Here is a 22,366-nt window from a genome sequence, read left to right on the forward strand (position 1 = left end):
ACCATGGGCACGACCGAGATCGCGGTCACCGGCCTGGGTGTGGTCACCCCGGCGGGCTCGACCGTGGACGACTTCTGGACCAACGTCGTGGCGGGCAAGTCCATGGCCGCCGACCTGGTCACCGACGAGGACATGAGCAAGATCGGCACCCGCTTCGGCTGCGCGGTGCGCGGGTTCGACGAGGTCGGCATCCTCACCAAGAAGGAAGCCCGCCGGATGGACCCGTTCGCCCGGTTCGGCGTCACCGCCGCCCTGGCCGCCTACCGCGACGCCGGTTCCCCGCAGCCCGACCCGGCCCGCACCGCGATCGTGGTCGGCAACGCCGTCGGCGGTCGCCAGACCACCGACGCCGAGGTCGGCAACTACTTCCTGCACGGCCCGGCGAAGGTCAACCCGCTGCTGCCGCTGGTGTCGATGCCGAACGCGGCGGCGGCCCTGCTGGCCATGCGCCTGGGCTGGCACGGCCCGGCGCTGACCATCGCCACCACCTGCGCCAGCGGCGTCGACGCGATCGGCCACGCCATGCTCATGCTGCGCGACCGCCGCGTGGACGTGGTCATCGCCGGTGGCGCCGAGTCGACGCTGAGCCCGGTCACCCTGGCCGCGTTCAACAACCTCAACGCCGTCTCCTCCCGCAACGACGCCCCCGAGCTGGCCTCGCGCCCGTTCGACGTCGACCGCGACGGCTTCGTCATGGGCGAGGGCGCGGGCTTCGTGGTGCTGGAGCGCCTGGAGGACGCCAAGGCCCGCCAGGCCCACGTGTACGGCCTGGTCTCCGGCTACGGCTCCAGCGCCGACGCATACCACCTGGCCATGCCCCTGCCGGACGGCTCCGCCGCCATGGCCGCCATGCACGGCGCGATCACCGACGCGGGCCTGTCGGTCTCCGACATCGTCCACGTCAACGCGCACGGCACCTCGACCCCGCTCAACGACCGCGCCGAGGCCCAGGCCCTGGCCAAGGTCTTCGGCCCGGCGGGCCCCCCGGTCACCTCCATCAAGGGCGTCATCGGCCACCTCATCGGTGCGGCGGGCGCGGTCGAGGCCATCGCCACCCTGCTGACCCTGCGCGACGGCCTCATCCCGCCCACGGCCAACCACGAAACGACCGAACCCGGCCTGGAGATCGACGTGGTGCACAAGGCACCCCGGCAGATCACCCCCGGCCCCGCCCTGTCGAACTCGTTCGGGTTCGGCGGCCACAACGCCTGCCTGGTGGTGAGCCCCGCATGAGCCTGGAATCCAGCTTCGAGCACGAGGTCTCGGCTGCTGAACTGACCGAGTTCCGCTCGGTGGTCCGGTCGCCGTTGGGCTCCAGTGCCGAGGGTGCGTCGCCGCTGCACGCGTTCGTGCTGGCGCACCGGGGTTTCGACCTGACCTTCGACAAGCTGGCGGTCACCGGGGACGTCTCCCGGGTCCACGTTAGCCAGGAGATCACCGTGCACCGGCCACTGGTCGCCGGGGAACGGGTCACGGTCACGACCGGGGCCCTGGGCGGCAAGCCCGAGGGGGCCGGGGTCCGGATCGCGTTGCGGGGCGTCATCGAGGCCGAGGACGGCACGGTGGTCGCCTCCCTGGTGACCGGCGCGATGCTCTCCGGCGCAACCGGCCCGGAGGCGTTCGGCGAACTGCCCCGCTACCCGATGCACCGGGGGACAGGGGAAGCCGTCACGGTCACCCTGACCATCCCGGAGGGCATGGTCCCGCGCTACGCGGTCGTCGCCCACGACGAGAACCCCATCCACCTGGACCCGGAAGCCGCTGCGGCGGCCGGGTTCCCGGGGGTGATCGCGCACGGGATGAGCGTGCTGGCGGTGGTGACGGAGGAACTGGTCGACCGCTTCGCCGGTGGGGACGCGTCGGCGCTGAAGGGGATCGGGACGCGGTTCTCGAACCCGGTCCGGCCGGGGGTGCCGCTGGAGGTGACGTTCCAGCCCGGGGAGAACGGGGTGGTGGCGTTCACCGTGCGCACGCCGGAGGGCATCGCGCTCAAGGCCGGGTGGGCGCAACTGGCTGTGTAGCGCGGAACCGACGATGACACCGGACGGCCTGGCGGCTGTTCGGTGTTGTTGTCGTCCCCGGGGTCAGCGGTATTCGGTGGGGGTGCAGCCGGTGAGGGCGCGGAAGTCGCGGTTGAGGTGGGGCTGGTCGGTGTAACCGCAGCGGTGGGCCACCTCGGCGAGCGGCAGGGCGGAGGGGTGGTTCAGGAGGGTGACGGCGCGGTGCAGGCGGGCGATCCGGGCCACCGCCTTCGGGGTGAGGCCGACCTGCTCGCGGAAGCGGGTGCTCAGGTGCTGCCGGGTCCAACCGATTTCGTCGGCGACCGCGGGGGTCAGGGCGACGATGATGCCGCGGTTGGCGCCACCCTGCTCGATCACCAGGGGGCGGTCGCGCAGGCCCATGACGGGGGAGGCCGCCGGGGTCCGGCGGAGTGGCGGGGCGGCCAGATCGATCGTCACGGTGACGGCGCCCAAGGGGGCGATGCGCCAGGGAAACGCTTCCGAGTCCGGGAAGTCGTGGGCGGTGCAGGTGAGGACGTGGTCGGCGAGGCTCGGGTGCGGGGTGGCGAAGACGCGCTCGGCCGGAGCCCGCTCGACGTCCCAGCCCGCGTCCACCAGCGACCAGCCCGCGTCCACGGCCGCACCTACCTTCGTCCAATACGGCGCACCGGGGATTTCGTAGGTTCCCCGCATGAGAGGGAATCGACTGGGGGAGTTCAGGTCCGCCCCGGGGCGGGAGCGGTACTTCGCCGCCTACGACCTGGCGATGGCTCGGTGTCCGCAGCCGGACGAGGTGCACGACGTGGTGACGGCGCACGGCAGCACGAGGGTGTACCGGTTCGGGAGCGGAGGGGCACCGGTGGTGCTGCTGCCCGGGATGATGGGGACGGCGACCTGCCACGCGGAACTGATCCCCTCGGGTACGGGGTGCTCGGCGGTCTCGTCAACCGGGACTGGGTGTGGCGGCGGTTCCTGCGGTGGTCGGCCGGGGCTGACGTCCTGGACCGGGCGGACGTGCGGCTGGTGTTGGCCGGTATCCGGGAGTACCGCGTGCGGGTGCCGTTCCAGGTGCGGCCCGCGGCGGAGCAGATCAGCGCGCTGTCGGTGCCGGTGCTGGCGATGTTCGCCGCCCGCAGCGCTGTGCACGACGGGGTTGCCGCAGCTCGGTTGCTGGCGGAGCTGCTGCCTGGTGCGGACGTTGAAGTGCTGCCGGAGGCTGGGCACTTCGTGTACCTGCGGGCACCGGATCGGGACCGGATCGCGGAGCGGGTGCGGGGGTTCGTGGAGCGGGTGTAGCGCGGTCGGGGGAATGTTTCGATGCCCGGGACGAGCTGTGGTTGCGGTGGCTATCGTGATGGCATCGGCACGGAGCGTGAGGGGGCTGGCGATGTACATAGACGAGGGCGCGGGGGCACCGCTCGACGCCATCGGCAAGTCGATCGACGCCTTCGCGGGCGCCGCCGCCGCAGGCCAGTTCGCCGTCAACCGGACAGGCGGCGACGCGCTGTTGGCGGCGATCAAGAAGATGAAGGACTGGATCAACGAAAAGCAGGGTGACCTGGGTGCCTTGGAGCAACAGCCGATGCTGGGCAGCAGCAACGCGGCACAGGTGATGAAGCCGTTCATGCAGCAGGTGGCCACCGATGAGCGGGGCTTCATCACCCAACTCATGGCTTTTCGCGAGACCTTGCAGCAGGCCGAGGACGCGATCAAGCAGGCGATGGAAAACTACCGTGAGGCCGATGAGACGAGTGCGAGCAAGTTCGCGTGAGAGGGGCGTGGTCTTCCGGTGAGGCGTTCGCTGGCGGTTGTCACTTCCGCTGTTGTACTGCTGGGCGGTGTCGTGGGGTGCTCGCAGGAGACGCCGGGAAATCCTGTCGGGAATGCGAGCGCGACCGGTGCGCCCACCACTGGTGATTCCGGTGAGTCGAGCAGCCCGAGCACGACTTCCTCGGAATCGGGTGGTGGTTCGTTGGCTTCGCTCGACCCGTGCGAGATGCTGACCGATGCGCAGAAGCGCACGTTGGGGGTCACCGGGGAGCCGAAGCCGAACGAAACCACGTCCTCCAAGTACTGCCAGTGGCAGGTGGATGACAACCCGGCTGTTCCAGACGGCTATGCCCTGGGGGTGCTCGTGTTCCCGGAGTCGGGGATCGATCAGGTGAATGCCGTCGGGGAGAAGACGCCGGTGACGGTGGGGTCCCGGCGGGCGATCCAGTCTGTCCGCGCTGGTGGCAGCGTGTGTGCGATCTCGATCGAGGTGACGGCGACCTCGCGGGTGGACGTGCAGGCGTCCGGTGATGATGCGCCTGAGTTGTGCACTGCGGCTCTGGACGCCGCCAAGGTGGTCGAGCCCGAACTGCCGTGAAGCTCGACGCGGTCCCGCGCCGGGAGGGTCACCGGCGCGGGACCGCGGTTCAGCGGGTCACAGGCCGCCGGTCTGGCTGCTCTTGAAGAGGGCGGCCACGCCGACCACGTGCGGGGTGGCCACGGAGGTGCCGCTGATGGTGTTGGTGCCGCCGAGGGACATGTTGGCGACCGATGACGGGCGTGGTTGGCGGTGACCCAGTCCATGCCCGCGATGACGCCGGACCAGGTGCCGCTGCCGCCGCGGAGTCGGACGTTCTCGGCGACACCGTGCGCCGCGCCGCCGATGGTGCCCGCGACGTGGGTGCCGTGGCCGTTGCAGTCGTCGTTGCTGCCGTCGACCGAGTCGTGGGCGTTCTGGCCCCGGCCGGTGAAGTCGGGGTGGGTTGGGTGCCTGCGGTGGCCGATCGTCGACCCCGCGCTTGCGGCCGGACGGCGGTCCGGAACGCGAAATCGCCCGCCCCCGGGACGGGGACGGGCGATCGGCGGCGGGGGGCTCAGCCGACGGCGGCCATGTTCTCCACGACGCCCGCGTTCTCCGCGGCCTGGCGCAGGTACTCCTGGGGGCTCATGCCGCGCACCCGCTTGAACGCGGTGCTCAGCGCGAACGAGCTGCCGTAGCCGACCTTGCGCGCCACCGACCCGATGGTGGCGTCCTGCTCGCGCAGCAGGTCCGCCGCGAGTGCCAGCCGCAGGCTGGTGAGGTAGTTCATCGGTGGTTCGCCGACCAGGGCGGTGAAGCGGCGGGCGAGGGCGGCGCGGGAGACGCCGGAGGCGGTGGCCAGGCCCGCGACCGTCCACGGGCGGGCCGGTTCGTTGTGCAGCATCCGCAGGGCCGCGCCGACCACCGGGTCGTGCTGGGCCCGGTACCACGCCGGGGCGCCCTGGCCGGGTGCGGCGAGCCAGGCGCGCAGCACGCTGACCAGGACCAGGTCGAGGATGCGGTCGAGGACCAGTTCCTGGCCCGGGTCGGTCTTGCCCATCTCGGTTTCCAGCAGTTGCACCAGGGCGCTGTCGCCCGCCTCGATCGGGCGGACCAGGACCTGCGGCAGGGCGCCGAAGAGGCGTTGGCCGATCTCGCGCTGCATCTGGTAGGTGCCGCTGAGCATGACCGTCTCGCCGGTGCTGTTGTCGCCCCAGGTGCGGACGCCGAGGGACTTGGCGTCGCCGATGCCGCGGCCGTCGACCGTGGTGCAGATCTGCCCGGGGGAGATGATCACCTGGACGGGGGTGCCGGGCTTGTCGCTGATCGTGTAGGGGGTGGGGCCGCGCAGGATGGCGATCTCGCCGACGCTCAGCGGGACCGGCTCGCCCCCGTCGGGCATGATCCACGCGCTGCCCCGCACCAGGGTCACCAGCGACAGCGGGGCCCGGTCCTCGATGCGCATCGACCAGGGTTCGCTGAGGATCGAACGGAGCAGGAAGGCACCGCGAGCCCGGGGGCCGTCCAACAGCCCCGTCAGGGTCTCGTCCGCCAGCGTTTGCATCACACCATCCTAGACGGTCAGCCATTGCGCGAACCCCGGGCGCGGTCAGCGTCTCAAGGGGCCGCGAATGGGTCCAGCCACTGCATATCGATCATGTCGGTACCGCTTTCAGAGTGCCCTGCCGGGGGCTCGCTAGGGAAGCCCCCCTATCACCGGGCGTGCCCGCCCACTCCGTTGTGGGCGCCCGGATCGCGGCGAACGGGTGACCGGGGTGCGCCCGTTCAGGGCACGATGCGCATCTGCGCCATCATCGCCACCGACGAGTGGTCGACGAAGTGGCAGTGGAACGGGTAGACGCCGGTGTACTCGCTGTCGAACGTGGCCAGGATGCGGACCGTGCTGCCCGGGGGGACGCGGACGGTGTCCTTCGGGTAGGTCTCCCACTCCGGCACCTTCACCCCGTCGCGGTCGAGCACCTTGAACTGGATGAGGTGCAGGTGCAGCGAGTGCGGGATCTGGAACTGGGTGTCGGTGTTGGTGATCTCCCACAGCTCGGTGCTGCCGCGCTTCACGGTGAAGTCCACCCGTTCGGGGTCGAACTGCTTCCCGTTGATGAGGAAGACACCATTTGCCGCGTCGAAGCTGAGCACGACCTTGCGGGTCACGGTGGGCTTGCGGTCGGCCGGGGCCGGGACGAGGGTGGCGGGCACGTAGCTGGTGTCCGCGTTGAACAGACCGGGACCGTCGGCCACGTCGAAGCGCAGCAGTTGCTTCGCCGTGTCCACCTCGCCGTCGGCGTTCTCGAGCATGATCTGGGTACCGGCCTTGAACGGGGCGAAGTCCACCACGACCTCGGCGCGCTCGGCGGGCCAGAGCACGACCTCGGTGCGGCTGACCGGCCTGGGCAGGAACCCGCCGTCGCTGGCGACCTGGAGGAACGACGCGCCGTTGCCCAGGGTGAAGCGCATCGAGCGCTCGTTGGAGCAGTTGAGCAGGCGCAGCCGGTAGCGGCGGCGCTGCACGGTCAGGTGCGGCTGGGCGACGCCGTTGACCAGGACCGTGGAGCGGTTGGGCTGGCCGAACAGCTCCCAGGTCATCGTGCCGTCGGCGCCCAGGTTCACGTCGCGGAACATCAGCGGGATGTCGTGCTTGCCCGACGGCAGGCGGAACCGCGACACCGCGTCCTCCACGATGTAGAGCCCGGACAGGCCGCGGTAGACCTGCTCGGCCTCCATGTGGTGGGCGTGGTCGTGGTACCAGAGCGTCGCCGCGGGCTGCCGGTTCGGGTACAGGTAGGTCCGCGACGCGCCGGGCTTGATCACGTCGAGCGGGTGGCCGTCGCTGGCCTGCGGGGTGTTGCCGCCGTGCAGGTGCACCGCGGTGTCGGCGGCGAGCCGGTTGTGCACGTTGACCTGCACCAGGCGGTTGCGCCTGGCCACGATCATCGGGCCGGGGAAGGTGCCGTTGTAGGACAGGATGGGCGTGCGCACCCCGGGGACGATCTCCGCGGTCGACTTGTCCACGGTCAGGTCGTAGACGTCGCGGTCCAGCCGCAGCCGCGAGGGGCGCATCGGGGTCGGGACGGGCAGCGGGCGGCTGAACGCCCCCGCCGACCAGGACGGGCCGAAGACGCTCGCGGCGACCTTCTCCAGGGGCAGGGCGACCACGGCGCCGGTCACCGCGCCGAGCTTGATCACGTCTCTACGCTTGAGCATGGGTCAGGGTCCTTGGTCTTCCGGCCCGGTCATCCGGTGCGGGGTGGTCGGCGGACACCTCGGGGACGGAGGTGCGCCACGGGGGGCCGAGGACGGCGGTGACCAGGACGGCGCCCACGAACGTGGTGCGCAGCACCTGCACGGCCGACTCCAGCGAGTCGAGCGCCGTCACCGCGCTGCCCAGGGCGGCCCCGGCGACCGCGGCGGTCACCAGGGCCGCGGACAGCGCGGCGAGGGCGGCGAAGACCAGCCTCGGGGTCATCCCGAGAGCGGGCCGCCGCCCGGTGAACAGCCGCCGGGTGAGCGCGGCGGCGCAGGCGATCCCGGCGGCGGCGGGCAGGACCGCCAGCGCCACCAGGCCCACCTGGTTGGCCAGCGCGTCGCCGACCACGTCCGGCGGGGGGACGTACTGGCCCGGCACCGGGCCGTGGTGCGACACCGAACCGGCGAGCGCGTGCGCCTTCGCCGACCCGGAGACCAGGGGCCGCGCGTGCCCGCGCAGCTCCCACGCCGCCAGCGCGGCCACCAGGCCCGCGCCGAGCAGCACGGGCGTTTCCCGGACCCGCCCCAGGGCGTTCCCCCCGCCGCTCACGCCGTCACCCCCACCGGGACGCCGGGCACGCCGGTGGGGCGCAGCCGCACGGTGAGCAGGTCGCGCACCCGCGACGGGATGGCCGGGGCGAACCGGCGCAGGTAGCTGTCCAGGTGCGCCTCGTCGTCGACGACGAACAGCAGGTCGAACACGAGCATCTGCCGGATGGCCAGCAGCGGGACCGGTGACACCAGTGGCCGGAAGTCGTCGTTCCACAGCCCCGGTTCGGCGCACACCGGGTGGAACTGGCCGATCATCAGGCCCTCGGCGACGAACTCGTCCTTGGCCGCCCGCTGCACCGCGTCCAGCTCGGTGGAGTCGGTGTGGTCCAGGTGCGGCAGCGCCACCAGGATCGTCAGCAGCTCGCGGTCGGCGTCGGACAGGTCGGCGGCGAAGCGCTCGTACCAGGACCGCAGCGCGGCCACGGTCGCGCCCAGGTCGCCGGTGCGCGTCACGGCCAGGTGGTAGAGCCCCTTGCGCAGCGACGACTGGGTGTACGGGCACACCGGGCCGGTGCGGCCCAGGTCGGGGTGCGGGGAGACGAGGAACTCCTCGCTCCAGTCCAGGACCGTGCGCAGCACGGCCGCGTGCTCGGCGGGCACCCGCCCGCGGGCGACCTCCTCGGCGGAGAAGAGGAGGACGTGCCGGTCGCCGTTCACGCCCCGGACCTCCGCGCCGGGCGCCACATCGGGCGCAGCACCGGGCCGTCGGGCAGCCGGATCTCCGTGCCCAGCGGCGCGAACCCGTTGCGCAGGCTCACCGCGTACCCGCCGGGGGAGCTGGCCTCGACGTAGGTGGGCACGCCCTCGGCGTCGGCGCGGGCGACCAGCAGGCTCAGCATCCCGGTCATCCACCCGCCCTGCTGCTCGCCGGGGCGCACCGCGCCGAAGGAGGCGTAGTACTGCGGTTCCTCCGACGGGTGGTGCGCGGCCTGCATCGCCAGGATGGTGAACAGCGCCGCGGTGCCGGAACCGACGGCCTCGGCGAGCCTGCGCTGCACGTCCTCGTCGCGCTCCTGCGCCTCCTCCCACCCGGCGGGGGACAGGTACAGCAGCGCCGCGGCGAAGTCCCCACCGACCAGGACCCCGCCGTGCGCCAGCGACAGGTCGACGAAGACCCGGAAGAACGCGGGCAGCGCCGCCGCCCGTTCGACCGGGTCGGGCAGAATCCACGCGGTCAGCGGGTCGTCCTGGAACGCCTCGGCCAGCAGTCCGCACAACCGGTCGGTGTCCTCCGGCCCGCCGGGCCGGATCGTCCGCGCCGCGGTCGCGGGCTCGGTGTAGGTCATGGGGGGATCTCCCTCCGCCTCGTCTGGGGTGCGCGCGGTCATGGGGCCGCGAGCGCGCGGACCCGGTCGTGCAACCGGTCGAGGTGGTCCTCGGCCTCGGGTTTGATCAGCACGCTGCGCGCGATCCGGGCGGGTTCGCCGGGGCGCGCGGCGATGTCGGGGTGGCGGGCGCGCAGGTCGGCGCCGTCGATCCGGAGCACGCTGAGGTACACCGGGTCGTCGGCGGCCATGCCGTCGCGCAGCAGCCGGTCGGCCGCCGCGTCCACGGTGGTCGCGTCGGCGGGGGTGGGTTCCGGGAAGAAGGTGACGATGTCCAGCTCGGGCCGCTGGTACAGGCGCAGCTCGGTGCTCGCCTCGATCCGGTCGGCCCAGCCGGTGGCCGCGCGCCTGCATGCGGCCAGGATCTCGCCGAAACCACCGCGGTCCAACGGGAGCAGCCGCGTGGTTAGCCACAGCGCCGCCGCGGCGGCACCGGCCCGGGAGCACTCCAGGCTGATCTCGCCCAGGTGCAGGTCGCTGTCGGTGAAGTAGGTGTAGGGCGAGTCGTGCGCGAAGTGCCTGCCGATGCCGGGGTCGGCGAAGAGCACCGCGCCGCAGCCGTAGGGTTGCAGGCCGTGCTTGTGCGGGTCGACCACCACCGAGTCCACCCCGGCGATCGCCCGGAACGGGCGGCCGTCAATCTCACCGGAGTCCTTCAACAGCGCGTAGAAACCGCCGTACGCGGCGTCCACGTGCACCCGCACGCCGTACTCCCTGGCGATGGGCAGGACCTCGTGCACCGGGTCGACCGCGCCCAGACCGGTGGTCCCGGTCGTGAGCACGATCGTCCCGATCCGCCCGCCCGCCATCGCCTCCCGCGCCGCCTCGACGTCCAGGCGGCCGAGGTCGTCCACCGGCAGCCGGTGGCCCTCGACGCCCAGCACGTGGCACATCCGCTGGTGGGTGTAGTGGCACTCGCCGCTGTAGGCGATCCCCTTGCCCGGGTGCGCCTGGCGGGCGACGTAGAGCGCCTCCAGGTTGGCGATGGTGCCGCTGGTGGTCAGGTGCCCGACGTGCCGGGGCAGCCCGAACATCGCCGCGAGGTCGGCCACGACCTCCTTCTCCATCGCGGTGGTGGCCGGACCGCCCTCGGCGGCGTGGTTGTTGGGGTTGTGCAGCATCGCGGTCACGTAGCCCACGACCGCCGCCGGGTGCGGCGGCTTGACCATCTGACCCGCGTAGCGCGGGTGGAAGAACGGGTAGTTGTCGGTCATCCGGGCCGCGAACACCTCGAACGCCTCGGCGAAGGCGGACTCGTCGACCCGGTTCGCGGGGTGCGCGGTGAACGGGCCGAACCGCTCGCCCCACGCGGCCACCACCTCGACCGCCCGCGGCAGCCAGTGGCGCAGGTCCACGCCGCTGCCGAGGGCGGGCCGCAGGTCGGTCGCGGTCACCGCGGGCCGGTGCCGGTGCTCCGGGCACCCACCACCGGGGTCGCCACGCCGGTGGTCGCGGTGTACGCGGTGAGGTCGACCTTCTTCGTCTGCTTGAGGAAGCGCCACGAGTAGGTCGGGAACACCGACGGGTTGGTCTCGTGCTCGCCGATGTACCAGCTCTGGCAGCCGCCCGGCGCCCACACGGTGCCGTCGAAGCGCTCCTGGAGCCTGGTGTTGTAGGCCGTCTGCGCCTCGGGCTTGACCTCCAGGGTGGACAGGCCGCGCTTGTCCATCGCCTTGAGCGCGTCGAGGGTGTGGTTGATGCCGCCCTCGATGGTCAGGGTGACCGAGGAGTGCGCCAGCACGGTGTTCGGGCCCAGGATCAGGAACAGGTTCGGGAAGCCCGCGACGGTGGAGCCGACGTAGGCGGTCATGCCTTCCTCCGCCCACGTCTGGGCCAGCGAAACCCCGCCGCGACCGCGGATGCGGTGGGCGATGGGGCGGTCGGTGGCGGAGAACCCGGTGGCGGCGACGATCACGTCGACCTCGCGGCGGGTGCCGTCGGCGGTCACCACGGTGTTGCCCTCGACCCGGGTGATGCCGTCGGTGACCAGCTCGACGTTGTCCTTCTCCAGCGTCGGGTACCAGTCGTTGGAGAACAGCATCCGCTTGCAGCCCACGGTGAAGTCCGGGGTGAGCCGGGCGCGCAGGGCCTCGTCCTTGACGTTCTTCCTGAGGTTCTTCTCCGCCATTCCCTGGAGGGTCTTGGTGGCGGCCTTCGGGCGGGCCAACCAGAACGCGACGATCTCGCGACCCCACTTGTTGAAACCCCGGCGGAACTTCTGGTAGCCGGGCACACCGCGGCGCAGCGCCAACTGGAGCTTGCCGATCACCTTGTCGTTCTTCGGCAGCACCCAGCCGGGCGTGCGCTGGTGCACGTGGAGCTGCCCCACCTCGGGCTGGATCGCCGGGACGATCTGGATGGCCGAGGACCCGGTGCCGATCACCGCGACCCGCTTGCCCCTGAGGTCGACGTCGTGGTTCCAGTTCGAGGAGTGGAACAGCTCGCCGGTGAACGAGTCGAGGCCGTCGATGTCGGGCAGCTTCGCGTCGCTGAGGTAGCCCGCGCCCGCCACCAGGACCTGCGCGGTGAAGGCGCGGCCCCCGGCTTGGACGTGCCAGCGGCCCTCGCGCTCGTCCCACTCCGCGCCGGTGACCTCGTGGTCGAACAGGATGTGCTCGCGCACCCCGTACTTCGCGGTGCAGTCCTTGAGGTAGGCCAGCAGCTCGTCGCGGGTGGCGAAGGTCGTCTTCCACTCGGTGTTCGGCGCGAAGGAGAACGAGTAGAGCAGCGACATGATGTCCCCGGCGCAACCGGGGTAGGAGTTGTCCCGCCAGGTGCCGCCGACCTCGCCCGCGCGCTCGAAGACGACGAAGTCGTCGATCCCCTGCTGCTTGAGGCGGATCGCCGTGCCCAGGCCGGAGAAGCCGGTGCCGATGACCGCGACCCGGAAGTGCGGGGTCGGCGCGCCCTGGCTGTCCGCGGGCGGTTCGACGCGCCCGGGATTGATGGTGCTCGTCATGAGAGATCTCCACTCATCCTCGGCTCCACGGCGAAGCCGCCCATGAGCGAGAGCCAACCCCGGCGAACGCAACAGCCCCGCAACACGGGCCGGGTTGCGCGGCTGTTGCGCCGCCCTGGGTTGTATTCGTCCCAAGCACCGACAGCCGCAACGGAAGTCGGTCGGTCGGAACCAAACCCGAGGAGCGAAGTCATGAGCGCAGAACTGCCCACCGTCGAGGAGCTCGCCACCCAGTTGCAGGCCGTGTCCGGCGCGGACGAGGTGGACGTGGACGCCGCCCTGCTCCAGCTCTCCGACGTCGACTCGCTGGACCTGATGGAGTGGCTCTACGGGTTCCAGAACCAGTACCCGCACATCCCCGCCGACGAGTCGCTGTTCAAGGACATCGACGACAGCACCACGCTGCGCACCGTGCACCAGCGCCTGCTGGACCTCGTCCCGGCCGCGGGCTGAGCGCACGGCCATGAGTGGATTCGAGATCGCCGGCTGGGGCATCAGCGTCCCGGACCAGGTGCTCACCAGCACCGAGCTGGGCGACCGGCTCGGTGTCGGTGAGGACTGGATCGTCAGCCGCTGCGGGATCAACGAGCGGCGGATCGTCGAGGACGGCCAGACCACGGCCTCCCTGGCCATCGAGGCCGGTCGGCGGGCGCTGGACAAGGCCGGTCTGACCGGCGCCGACATCGCCCACCTGATCGTCGCCACCGCCACGCCGGAGCAGCTGTCCCCGGCGACCTCGGCCTTCGTCCACACCGCGCTGGGGATCGCCGGGAGCGCCCACGACGTCAACTCCGAGTGCTCGGGCTTCGTGTACTCCCTGGTCACCGCGGCCGGGCTGATGATGATGGACCCCAGGCCCATCCTGATCGTCGGGTCGGACACCCACTCGCTCACGGTGAACCCGGAGGACCGGGACCTGAGCATCCTGGTGGGCGACGGCGCGGGGGCGGTGGTGCTCACCCCGAGCCCGGACACCTGGATTCGGGCCTGGAACCTGGGCGCGGACGGCTCCAAGCACGACAGCCTCAAGGTGGTGGCGGGCGGCAGCCGGATGCCCACCACGGCGGAGACGGTCGCGCAGGGCCTGCACTACGCGAAGATCAACGGCAACGAGATCTACCTGAACGCCGTGCGGTTCACCGTGCGGACGGTCAAGCAGACCCTGGAGCAGGCGAAGGTGACCGTCGACGACGTCGACCACATCATCCCGCACCAGGCCAACATCCGGATCATCAACTCGATCCTCAGCCACACCGGGCTCGACCCGGCGAAGCTGGTCACCAACCTGGACCGCTACGGCAACACCGCGTCCGCGTCGATCCCGATCGCGCTGGCCGAGGCGCTGGACGGCGGGCGCATCAACAACGGTGACCTGGTTCTGCTGGCCGGTTTCGGCGCGGGCATGACGTGGGGATCGGTACTGCTGGAATGGGGAGGGGTGTCCACATGAGCGGCGCTGGGAACGGTGGGAAGGTTGGAACGCGGCCGGAGCAGCCGGTCGTGCTGGTCACCGGCGGGTCCGGCGGCCTCGGGCAGGCGCTGAGCGTCGAGCTGGACGCGCTGGGCTGCCGGGTGGTCGTGCACTACGCCAGCTCCCGGGAGAAGGCGCAGGCCGTCGCGGACAAGCTGGAGAACGACTCGCTGGTGGTCGGCGGCGACGTCGCCGACTGGGAGCAGGTCCAGGCGATGTTCGCCGAGGTCGAGCAGAAGTTCGGCGGCGTGGACGTCCTGGTCAACAACGGCGCGATCCGCTCGGACGCGCTGATGGCGATGCAGGACCCGGCCGACTGGCGGAGGGTCATCGAGACCAACCTCATCGGCAGCTTCCACACCTCGCGGGCGGCGATCGGCCACATGCTCCGCAAGCGCTGGGGCCGCATCGTCAACGTCGTGTCCCCGTCGGGCATCATCGCCACCTCGGGGCAGACCGCCTACGGCGCGTCGAAGACCGGCCTGATCGGCCTGACCCGCACCCTGGCGGCCGAGGTCGGCCGCCGCGGCGTCACGGTGAACGCCCTGTCCCCCGGCTTCATGATCACCGAGATGACCAAGACGCTGTCCGACGGGGTGCAGGACGCGATCAAGGGCAAGTCCCCGATCCCGCGCTTCGGCACCACCGAGGAGGTCGCATCGGCGATCCGGCTGTTCCTGGACGCGGACTACATGACCGGGCAGGTCATCAGCATCGACGGCGGCATCAGCGTCACCTGAGCCGCCAGCACGTCCCCGACCGGGGTGGTCCGCCGACGCGGACCACCCCGGTTCCGTTTGTGCGGCCAGCCGGTCGCGCGTTGTTCGGCAATTCGTTACGCCATTGCTGTGAATTAGGCCGATCGGCGTACCCGCTGCGACGGTGGATATCTGTTGGGGTGCAATTGCGGTGCTTTTGTCTCACCGCGCCCGCATCGCGGATGTGCGGCCTGACCTGTGGTTTGTTCTCGACCGGCAAAGCCTGGCGCGACAATGGGGTGGACCGGCACGTCCTGTTTGACTGTTTCGAGTGGAGACAGCTAGGATTCGTACCCAATACCGACGCGCATTCACCCGGTGGACCGGGGACAGCCACCGCGGGAAACGCACGCGGTATTGTCCGGATCAGGGGTGGCGGGAGAGGTGGGGCGATGCGGTCGACTACGCGACCCGCCCGCCCCGACGCGCTCGGGCCCCCGGTCGACCGCCGTCCGCCAGCACCCCTGGCCCGACTCCGCGACCACCGGGAACACCGGTCCGCGCGCGCGAGGAGACCCGCATGTCCGTGACCCGCCGTCCCCCCGTACCCCCACCCGCCGACCCCGCCACCCACCGCGCCCACGAACTCGCCGCCTCGCTGCGCAGGCTGGTCGCCCAGCCGTGGCCGCGCGAGGACAGCTCCACCGGCCCCGGCCTGCTCACCGCCCTGGTCGTCGAGTTCGGCGCGGGCGACCCCGGGGTCGCCGTCCGGGTGAACGACATCGCCCTGCGCTTCGGCGGCCAGGACCTGGCCGTGCCGAGGGTCGGGGACAAGCGCGTGCTCAGCGCGCTGTTCCCCAGCGTGTGCGACGCGACCAGGGCGGCGCTGGAGATCGCCAGCATGGTCGTGGTCGCCACCTCGACGGCCCGCGCCCCGGTGGCGCCCGCTGTGTCGATGCCCGCTGTGCCAACGCCCGCTGTGCCGACGTCCGCCGTGCCGATGGCGGCGGTGCGGGTCGTGCTGTGCACCGCCGCCGACTCCGGGGACACCGCCCCCGGGACCGCGGCGCTGCGGCACGCGGGCGCCCTGCTGCCCCGCGCCGCCGCCGGGCAGATCCTCACCACCGCCCCCACCGCGATGGTCGCCGGCCCCACTCTGCCCGCCGGGATCGACCTGCTCGCCCGCGACCTGTGGACCCCGGTCGAGGGCGGCCCGGCCGAGCGGGTGTACGAGCTGCGCGTGGGAACCCAGGCGGTCGACGGGCTCGGGACGTCCAACCTGGACTGGGCCCGCCGCGCCGTGCACGCCGGGGTCACCCCACCCGGGGTCGACGGGGTGATGTCGGCGTGGACCCCGGTGCGCGCCAACACCGCCCGCCTGGTCCTCATCTCCGGCGGCGACGGGGCGTCCCGGATCGCGGTCGCCGCCGAGGCGGCACTGCGCCTGCACGCGGCGGGAGCGCTGGTGCTGCACGGGCGGTGGAGTTCCGGGTCGAGCTGGGGCGCCTTCCGCGAGGCCCTGGGCACCTACGCCGACGGCGTCGAAACCCGCCGCCTCGCCGCCGACCTCGAAGGCTGGGCGGACGAGATCTACCGCGTCCTCCCCGAGGTCGGCGCCCGCGTCGGCGGCCGGACGATGACCCGCACCACGGGCGACCCCGACCGCTCCGGCGTCGTCGAAGCCCTGTGCGCCTGGATCGGAGCCCTCACCAGGAGAACCCCCACGGTCCTCGTCCTGGCCGACGCCCACCGCGCGGACCCGGCGTCGGTGGCGCTGCTGTCGCAGCTCTGGCACGCGCTGCGCGGACAGCCGCTGATGGTCGTGGCGACCACGGAGGGAACCCGGCACCCGGTGACGGACCGGGTGGTGGACGTGGTGACCCACCCGGACCCGGCGGCACTGGTGCGCGTGCAGTTGGCGTGAGCGGTCCGCGCGAGGACGGCGACTCGGGCGGGAGGAGTTCCGGTGTCGGAAGCAGGGTGCGTCGAGTTCGTGGCCGATGGCGTTCGAGCCCTCGTCCCGGGGGTGACCGTCGACGCGCGCGCGTCGGGCGGCCACGGGGGTCACCTGGTGGACGTGGAGGTGCCCGGCGGGCTCGACGCGCAGGTGCTGGTCGCCGACCGGAGCGCGTTCGGCACGGTGCTCTTCGGCAGGTACGTGTTCGACGCGGTGGCGATCGAGCGGCTCCCGGCAGTTGTGGCCAAGCTCGTCACCGGCGATCTGAGCCTGGTGGTCACCGGTCTGTCCAGGAGGACGCTCGAGCTGACCGTCGACGTTGCCGAGGAAGCGCACACGGTGTGGGGCAGCCGTTCGTTCCCGCCGTTGGAGGACTGGGAAGTCGAGGCCCTCGGCGAACAGCGGTAGTCCGATGTCCGGGCCCGCCCGCCGGAGGTGTGGTGCGCCGGTATCGTGCCGTGTCGGCGACGATCTGCGCCGCCTTCCACGTGCAGTCCTTCGTCGACAAGAGGGAGTCGAAGTGATCCAGGCGACCCGGCGCGGATGGTGAGGAGAAGTCGTGGGGGGATCGCAGCATCCCGATGAGGTGTGGTCGTGGGTGGGACCCCGTGTTGTCGTTGCACTTCTGGTCATCTGCGGTCTGGTCTGCGCCGGGTTCCAGGTCCGGGTCTTCGTGGGGTGTGCCCTCGCGGTCATCGCGGTGTGCTGGGTCGGGTTCTGCTTCCGGACCTCCCGGCGGTGGCGGGAACTGGGTGGGCATTCCCGGTGGTACGTTTTCTGCGAGCGGTTCGGTCGCCCCTTCCACTCGGCCTGAGCGGTGAACCGCTGTGCGATGGCGACGAAAGCGTTCTGGGGCAGGGACAACCGCTGGAGGGACCACCCGTGACCGGCCAGTCCTGCTCCGTGACGTCGAAGTGGCGGTGGCTCGTCCTCGTGATCGCCCTGCTGTTCCTCCTGCTCGCCGTCGCCCAGGTGGTGGCGGGGCGGGTGGGGGTGGCGGACGTCGTGCTGGCCGTGCTGTTCGCACTCGTGGCAGCGGGTGCGGGGTGGGCGGCCGTGCGGTCGAGGGTCGAGGCGGGGCCGGAGGGGCTGGTCGAGGTGCCGTTCTTCGGCCGCCGAACCCGGGTCGATTGGGCTGAGGTGGTCGGCATGGAGATCAGTGCGGGCGCTTCCGTCCTGCCGTCCCGGATGCCGGTCATCACCACGGTCCCGCACCGGGAGGACGTGTACCTCTCGGCGCTGTCGTTCTACACCTTCGGCACCGACCACGTGCCCGCGGGCGTTCGGAAGTTGAAGGCCACGGTCGAGGAGCTGGCGGCCGGGGTGGGCAACGGGAGCTGAGTGCCGGGCGCGGGATTCCGGTTGACGGGGCGGTGGGGGGTCTGGACGATCGCGCCGTGAAAGCGGATTCGTCCAGGCGACGGCTGGTCGAGCGGTTGCGGGGGTCGTTCGCGTGGCGGGGTGACCGGACGGACGACCGGAGCCGGGCGGACGTCACCGGGTGGTGGCATGATCCCGGGCTGCTCGCCGAGCTCGGGCCGGGGTTGGCGGACAGCTTCCGCGAGGAAGCCCCGACGGTGGTCATCGGTGTCGAGTCGAGGGGGAGTCTGCTCGGGCCGTTGGTGGCGCTGGACCTGGGTGTGGGGTTCGTCGAGGTCCGCAAGGACCGCTCGCCGCTGGCCGACAGCGATGCCTGGCTGCGGCGGACCACGCCGCCGGACTACCGGGACCGGCACCTGGGCCTGGGCTTCCCCAGGAGGTTGCTGTCGGGTTCGGACCGGGTCCTGCTGGTCGACGACTGGATCGACACCGGCGGGCAGGCCCTGGGGGCGCTCGGCCTGGTCGAGGACTCCGGGGCTTCCTGGGTCGGCGCCTCGGTGATCGTCGACTCCTTGGAGAGCAGTGAGATCCGACGGCGGTTGAACGTCCGGTCGCTGGTGCGGCAGAGGGATTTGCCGTAGCGGCGGGTGGGGATTTGTCCCTGGATGAGGCTTTGCCACCCGTTTCGGGTGGTGGGTTGTCATGATCTTGCGGGTCGTTCGGTATTCAACCGAGGGGCTTGGTGGTGAATCCGGCGCTCGGGTGTTGGTGGTCGAAGGGTTGGTGTGGGGGAAAGGGCTTTCGGATACGCGGGGGTGAGACCCTTGCTGCTGACACCGGGTTACGCGTACCTGCGGACCCCGAGGCTCGCCAGGGTCCAGCTCGCCTCCGTGCGCAGGGCCTCCGCGCACCGGCGGTCGCCGATCTGGTTGCGGTTCTCCAACGCCTGCGCCAACGCGTGCTGGGCCACCGCCATCCACGGCCGCGCCCGGCGGGCCGAGAGCTGTGACAGCGCCGAGGACAGGTGGCGCTCGGCCTCGTCCCACTCGCCGATGACCACCGCCAGCCTGCCCAGGTGGAACGACGAGGTGCCGACGAAGCTGCGGTAGCCGACGCCGCAGGTCAGGTCCGTGTGCGGGGTGAGCAGGGCGCGGACGGCCTCCGCCGTGTTGGGGTCGCCCAGTTCCACCGCGCACAGCGCCAGCACGCCGACCATGTGCGGCCACTCGTCGCCGGTGGGGAGGGCTTCGGCGCCGATGGCGAGGGCGCGGACGGTGAGGTGGGCGGCGCCCCGGTCGCCGCGCAGGATTGCCGCCAGGGCGCGTTCGGCGCTGCCGGGGGTGGTGGTGGCCTCGTCGACCCGGCCGCCGTTGACCAGCCAGCGGGCGATGAGCATCTGGCGCTGGGCCAGGCCGCCGGGGGCGAGTTGGCGGGCGGTGGCCGCCGCGTCGGTGAGCCTGCCCTGGGTGACCGCGAGGGCGACCGCGTGTTCGGCCAGCAGGTCCTCGCCGTCGTCGTCGCTGTCGGCGATGGCCGCGGCCAGGGCGGCCAGGGCGGTGTCGCGCCCGGTGAGGTCGCCGGTGAGGTCGGCGGTGGCGGCGCGGTGGTGCGCGGCGACGACCCTGGCGCCGGTGTCGCCCACGGCCTCGGCGACGGTGAGCGCCTCGGCGGCCAGCGTGGCCCGCCAGGTGAGGTGGTCTGGACCTTCCAGCAGGCGCAGTTCCCCCGTCATCGCGTGCAGTGCCCTGGTGGCCGCCGGGTCGGCGGTGACCCGGGTCAGGTCGCACTGCCGCGCCAGGAGCCTGCCCACCGTGACGTCGTCGACGGTGCCGCCGACGCTGGGGCCCTCGCCCCGGGACAGGGTGCGCAGCAGCAGGTCGATCAGGGCGGCGGCCTCCGGGCGCAGCCGGGGGCGGGTGCGCACCGCGTCGGCCAGGCCCAGGGCGGCCTGCGCGGCGATGGTGAGCCGGTGCCAGTGCAGGGCCTGGATGAAACCGTCGAGGAGGGTCTGGTCGCAGTCGCGGTGGCCCGCGGCCAACTGGGCCAGGCCCAGGCGGGTCAGGGCGTCGGCGTGCAACTCGTTGTCGGCGGCCGGGACGTGGGCGAGGGCCTGCTCGAACAGGCGCACCGCCTCGTTCGGCGAACCCTGGCGGCCTGCCCAGGCCGCGGCGTGCCAGCTCGCCTGGACGGTGCGGGTGTCGCCGTCGGCCTCGGCGCTGGCGGCGCGGTGGTGGGCCAGGGCGCGGCTCTGCAAGCCGAGGTCGCCGGTGCGCCTGCGCTCGATGGCGTCGGCGAAGCGGGCGTGCAGCCACCGGCGCCGGGTCTCGCTGAGCTGCTCGTAGACCGCGCGGCGCACCACGTCGTGCTTGTAGCGGTACTTGGTGACCGGGCGGGAGCCGTAGCCGGTGGCGATCACCTCGGCCACCAGGCCCAGCTCCACCAGCACGTCCAGGGCGTCCATCGCCTCGTCCTGGTCGTGCCCGGCGGCGTCGGCGGCCAGGTCCAGCTCGAAGGCGAAGCCCGCCACGGCCGCGGCGCGCAGGAACCGGCGCGGACCGGGTTCGAGCGCGGCCAGGCACGCCTCGGCGTAGTCGTGCACCCCCGAGGGCAGCCGCCGCCCCGGCTCGGCGGGGCCCTCCTGGTACCAGCGCAGCAGTTCCACGGTCAGGTAGGCGTTGCCCGCGGTGTCGGCGATCAGCCGGTACGGCGGCGGCACGTCGGCGCCCGCCGCGGTGGGGACCAGCTTGCGCGACAGCGCCCGCACGTCCGACTCGTCCAGGCCCGCCAGCGGGACCCGGCGCAGCTTGCCGTACCGGTCGGCCTCCTGGACGAACTCGGCGAACGCCGCGCCGACCCGCGCGTCGGCCCGGCCCGCGGCCCGGCTGCCCGCGGTGGCCAGCAGCAGCACCGAGCCGTTCGTGGCCTCCGCCGCGCCCGCGGCCCGGTTGAGCGCCACCCGGCGCAGCACCGCGAAGGTGCCCTCGTCGGCCAGGTCCAGGTCGTCGACGACCAGGCACAGCGACTCCTGCCCGAGCGCGCCCAGCAGGTCGGCCAGCGCGGTGACCGCCTCGCCGCGGCGCGCGCCGAACCCCGGGTCGGCGGCCAGGGCGGCCAGCGTCTCGCGCGGGCCGGGCGGCAGCACCGGCAGCGAGTCCGGCGGGGTGGCCGCGACGTACTCGGCCAGCGCCTGGGTGATCGGCTGGAACGCGGTGGCGGCCCCGGGCTGGCAGCGGCCGTAGACGACCAGCCCGCCGTCGCGGCCGATCCGCCCGGCGGCCTCGGTGGCCAGCCGGGTCTTGCCGACCCCGGGTTCGCCGGTGACCAGGGCCAGGTGGCAGTCGCCGTCCTCGGCACGCGACCAGGACTCGGCCAGCGCGGCCAGTTCCCCGCGCCTGCCGCTGAACGGCACGGCCGCGCCGGGGGCCGAGCGGGCCCGGTCGCGGCCGACGCGCACGCCGAGCAGTTCCACGTAGGCCGACTGGGTCTCCGGGGACGGGTCGATGCCCAGCTCGTCGGCCAGCACCTGGCGCAGCCGCTGGTAGGCGCGCAGCGCCTCGGCGCGGTCGCCTCCGGTGCTGTGCGCGGTCATCAGGCAGCGGTGCGCGCCCTCGCTCAACGGGGAGCGGCGCACGGCCTCCTCGGCCAGCCGCACCGCTTCCCGGTCGTCGCGCTCGGCCGCGGCGGCGGTGCTGGCCGCCTGCAACGCGGTCTGCAGCAGACCGTCCACGTGGTCGCGGACGCCCTGCACCCACTCGCCCTCGTGGTGCGGCAGGAACGGCTCGCGCAGGTGCTCCAGCGCGGACTGGGCCAGCCTGCGCGCCTCGGTGTGCGCGCCGTCGCCGAGCGCGCGGACCGCCTCGCCGACCGCCCGCTCGGCCAGTTCGACGTCGACCTCGGCGGTGTCGGGGAGCTTGAGCACGTAGCGGCGGCCCTGGGCGACGAGCGGCGGTTCGCCGGTCTCGGTCGGCCCGACGGTGCCCGCCATGAACGCGCGCACCCGGCTCATCAGGCTGCGCAGCGCCGAGGCCCAGGTGTCGGGCAGCCCCTCGGGCCACACGGTGTCGGCGAGCTGGTCGCGCTCGGTGCCGCCCGCCCGCTCCATGATCAGCCGGGCGAAGGCGACCTGCGCCTGGGCGCTGGACATGTGCCGGGGCTGCCCGTCGTCGCCGGTGACCGACACCAGTCCGATGAGCCTGATCAGCATGACCGCACTCCTCGGTGGTCTCGCCACTCCACGATTGTCCGTCGAATTCGCTCCGCGCCGAAATCGGTTCCGGATTCGCGGAGGAACCATACAACCGGGCGGGATTGGCGTGTCAAGTGTTGCCCCTGATGTCGTGTCGACTCTGGAACATCGACTGGGCGAACACCTCGTTAATGGCCCGCCACAATGGCGGAATGGAGTACCGCGTTGCGCCGAACAGTCGAACTGGCGAGACGCGGTCCCGTTTCGCGATCTTCCCTCGCCCTGGGACCGCTGCCTCGAAGGGGTCCGTCGTGGACGGTGTGCACCCGGTGTGAGCACCCATGTTC

General features: G+C 72.3%; 22 protein-coding genes. 12 read left to right on the forward strand and 10 right to left on the reverse strand.

Annotated elements, in window-relative coordinates; translation table 11 throughout:
• The first annotated feature begins 3 nt into the window (after positions 1-3).
• Positions 4-1,233 carry a beta-ketoacyl-[acyl-carrier-protein] synthase family protein gene (locus tag DFQ13_RS21430; RefSeq protein ID WP_110081098.1) on the forward strand — a complete coding sequence of 410 codons (1,230 nt, stop codon included), beginning with the start codon at positions 4-6 and terminating at the stop codon, positions 1,231-1,233.
• Positions 1,230-2,021, forward strand: coding sequence for a MaoC/PaaZ C-terminal domain-containing protein (locus tag DFQ13_RS21435; protein WP_110081099.1), 792 nt, complete (start codon positions 1,230-1,232; stop codon positions 2,019-2,021). The genes DFQ13_RS21430 and DFQ13_RS21435 overlap by 4 nt, the downstream gene beginning before the upstream one ends.
• Before the next feature lie 63 nt (positions 2,022-2,084).
• Here DFQ13_RS21435 and DFQ13_RS21440 read toward each other — a convergent pair whose 3' ends face one another.
• The gene (locus DFQ13_RS21440; protein WP_233438514.1) at positions 2,085-2,636 is read right to left on the reverse strand and encodes an AraC family transcriptional regulator; all 552 of its coding nucleotides are present in this window, start codon (positions 2,634-2,636) and stop codon (positions 2,085-2,087) included.
• A 291-nt stretch (positions 2,637-2,927) separates the two neighbouring features.
• Between DFQ13_RS21440 and DFQ13_RS35180 the strand changes: the two genes are divergently transcribed.
• From DFQ13_RS35180 to DFQ13_RS21455, 3 genes are all read left to right on the forward strand, one after another.
• A complete protein-coding gene (locus DFQ13_RS35180) occupies positions 2,928-3,296 on the forward strand; it encodes an alpha/beta fold hydrolase (protein WP_233438515.1) in 369 nt (122 codons plus the stop codon).
• 91 nt (positions 3,297-3,387) lie between these two features.
• Positions 3,388-3,771 carry a hypothetical protein gene (locus tag DFQ13_RS21450; RefSeq protein WP_084175695.1) on the forward strand — a complete coding sequence of 128 codons (384 nt, stop codon included), beginning with the start codon at positions 3,388-3,390 and terminating at the stop codon, positions 3,769-3,771.
• A gap of 72 nt (positions 3,772-3,843) precedes the next feature.
• Entirely contained in the window at positions 3,844-4,368 is a 525-nt protein-coding gene (locus DFQ13_RS21455) for a DUF3558 domain-containing protein (protein WP_233427635.1), read from the forward strand.
• A 57-nt stretch (positions 4,369-4,425) separates the two neighbouring features.
• On the opposite strand, the gene DFQ13_RS35185 is transcribed toward DFQ13_RS21455, so the two are convergent.
• The 8 genes from DFQ13_RS35185 to DFQ13_RS21495 all read right to left on the reverse strand — a co-directional run bounded on the left by DFQ13_RS35185 (position 4,426) and on the right by DFQ13_RS21495 (position 12,387).
• On the reverse strand, positions 4,426-4,530 hold the full coding sequence (locus tag DFQ13_RS35185) for a S8 family serine peptidase (protein ID WP_146241318.1): 105 nt from the start codon (positions 4,528-4,530) through the stop codon (positions 4,426-4,428).
• Between the two features lie 334 nt (positions 4,531-4,864).
• Positions 4,865-5,854: an AraC family transcriptional regulator gene (locus tag DFQ13_RS21465; RefSeq protein WP_035283452.1), complete on the reverse strand. Its 990-nt coding sequence runs from the start codon at positions 5,852-5,854 to the stop codon at positions 4,865-4,867.
• A gap of 221 nt (positions 5,855-6,075) precedes the next feature.
• A complete protein-coding gene (locus DFQ13_RS21470; RefSeq protein ID WP_110081101.1) occupies positions 6,076-7,509 on the reverse strand; it encodes a multicopper oxidase family protein in 1,434 nt (477 codons plus the stop codon).
• The gene (locus DFQ13_RS21475; protein ID WP_110081102.1) at positions 7,496-8,101 is read right to left on the reverse strand and encodes a hypothetical protein; all 606 of its coding nucleotides are present in this window, start codon (positions 8,099-8,101) and stop codon (positions 7,496-7,498) included. The genes DFQ13_RS21470 and DFQ13_RS21475 overlap by 14 nt, the downstream gene beginning before the upstream one ends.
• The gene (locus DFQ13_RS21480) at positions 8,098-8,760 is read right to left on the reverse strand and encodes a DUF6875 domain-containing protein (protein WP_110081192.1); all 663 of its coding nucleotides are present in this window, start codon (positions 8,758-8,760) and stop codon (positions 8,098-8,100) included. The genes DFQ13_RS21475 and DFQ13_RS21480 overlap by 4 nt, the downstream gene beginning before the upstream one ends.
• Positions 8,757-9,389 carry a hypothetical protein gene (locus DFQ13_RS21485; protein ID WP_110081103.1) on the reverse strand — a complete coding sequence of 211 codons (633 nt, stop codon included), beginning with the start codon at positions 9,387-9,389 and terminating at the stop codon, positions 8,757-8,759. Before DFQ13_RS21485 ends, DFQ13_RS21480 begins: the two co-directional genes overlap by 4 nt.
• Positions 9,390-9,427: 38 nt before the next feature.
• Entirely contained in the window at positions 9,428-10,822 is a 1,395-nt protein-coding gene (locus DFQ13_RS21490) for a pyridoxal phosphate-dependent decarboxylase family protein (protein ID WP_325050949.1), read from the reverse strand.
• Positions 10,819-12,387, reverse strand: a complete 1,569-nt coding sequence (locus DFQ13_RS21495) for a flavin-containing monooxygenase (RefSeq protein WP_110081104.1) — start codon at positions 12,385-12,387, stop codon at positions 10,819-10,821. The genes DFQ13_RS21490 and DFQ13_RS21495 overlap by 4 nt, the downstream gene beginning before the upstream one ends.
• Positions 12,388-12,579: 192 nt before the next feature.
• On the opposite strand from DFQ13_RS21495, the gene DFQ13_RS21500 reads away from it, so the two are divergent.
• The 7 genes from DFQ13_RS21500 to DFQ13_RS21530 all read left to right on the forward strand — a co-directional run bounded on the left by DFQ13_RS21500 (position 12,580) and on the right by DFQ13_RS21530 (position 18,474).
• On the forward strand, positions 12,580-12,840 hold the full coding sequence (locus DFQ13_RS21500) for a hypothetical protein (RefSeq protein ID WP_035283455.1): 261 nt from the start codon (positions 12,580-12,582) through the stop codon (positions 12,838-12,840).
• A gap of 10 nt (positions 12,841-12,850) precedes the next feature.
• Complete coding sequence (locus tag DFQ13_RS21505; protein ID WP_035283457.1) at positions 12,851-13,837, forward strand: 3-oxoacyl-ACP synthase III family protein; 987 nt, start codon at positions 12,851-12,853, stop codon at positions 13,835-13,837.
• The gene (locus tag DFQ13_RS21510; protein WP_035283458.1) at positions 13,834-14,598 is read left to right on the forward strand and encodes a 3-oxoacyl-ACP reductase family protein; all 765 of its coding nucleotides are present in this window, start codon (positions 13,834-13,836) and stop codon (positions 14,596-14,598) included. The genes DFQ13_RS21505 and DFQ13_RS21510 overlap by 4 nt, the downstream gene beginning before the upstream one ends.
• 538 nt (positions 14,599-15,136) lie before the next feature.
• On the forward strand, positions 15,137-16,480 hold the full coding sequence (locus tag DFQ13_RS21515; RefSeq protein ID WP_035283460.1) for an AAA family ATPase: 1,344 nt from the start codon (positions 15,137-15,139) through the stop codon (positions 16,478-16,480).
• Between the two features lie 42 nt (positions 16,481-16,522).
• Positions 16,523-16,921 carry a hypothetical protein gene (locus DFQ13_RS21520; RefSeq protein WP_110081105.1) on the forward strand — a complete coding sequence of 133 codons (399 nt, stop codon included), beginning with the start codon at positions 16,523-16,525 and terminating at the stop codon, positions 16,919-16,921.
• A gap of 474 nt (positions 16,922-17,395) precedes the next feature.
• Entirely contained in the window at positions 17,396-17,854 is a 459-nt protein-coding gene (locus DFQ13_RS33235; RefSeq protein ID WP_035283464.1) for a PH domain-containing protein, read from the forward strand.
• A 56-nt stretch (positions 17,855-17,910) separates the two neighbouring features.
• On the forward strand, positions 17,911-18,474 hold the full coding sequence (locus DFQ13_RS21530; RefSeq protein ID WP_233438516.1) for a phosphoribosyltransferase family protein: 564 nt from the start codon (positions 17,911-17,913) through the stop codon (positions 18,472-18,474).
• Positions 18,475-18,674: 200 nt separating this feature from the next.
• Here DFQ13_RS21530 and DFQ13_RS21535 read toward each other — a convergent pair whose 3' ends face one another.
• Positions 18,675-22,037, reverse strand: coding sequence for an ATP-binding protein (locus DFQ13_RS21535; protein WP_181400093.1), 3,363 nt, complete (start codon positions 22,035-22,037; stop codon positions 18,675-18,677).
• Positions 22,038-22,366: the final 329 nt, after the last annotated feature.

This window comes from Actinokineospora spheciospongiae, assembly GCF_003182415.1.
Classification (GTDB): Bacteria; Actinomycetota; Actinomycetes; order Mycobacteriales; family Pseudonocardiaceae; genus Actinokineospora; species Actinokineospora spheciospongiae.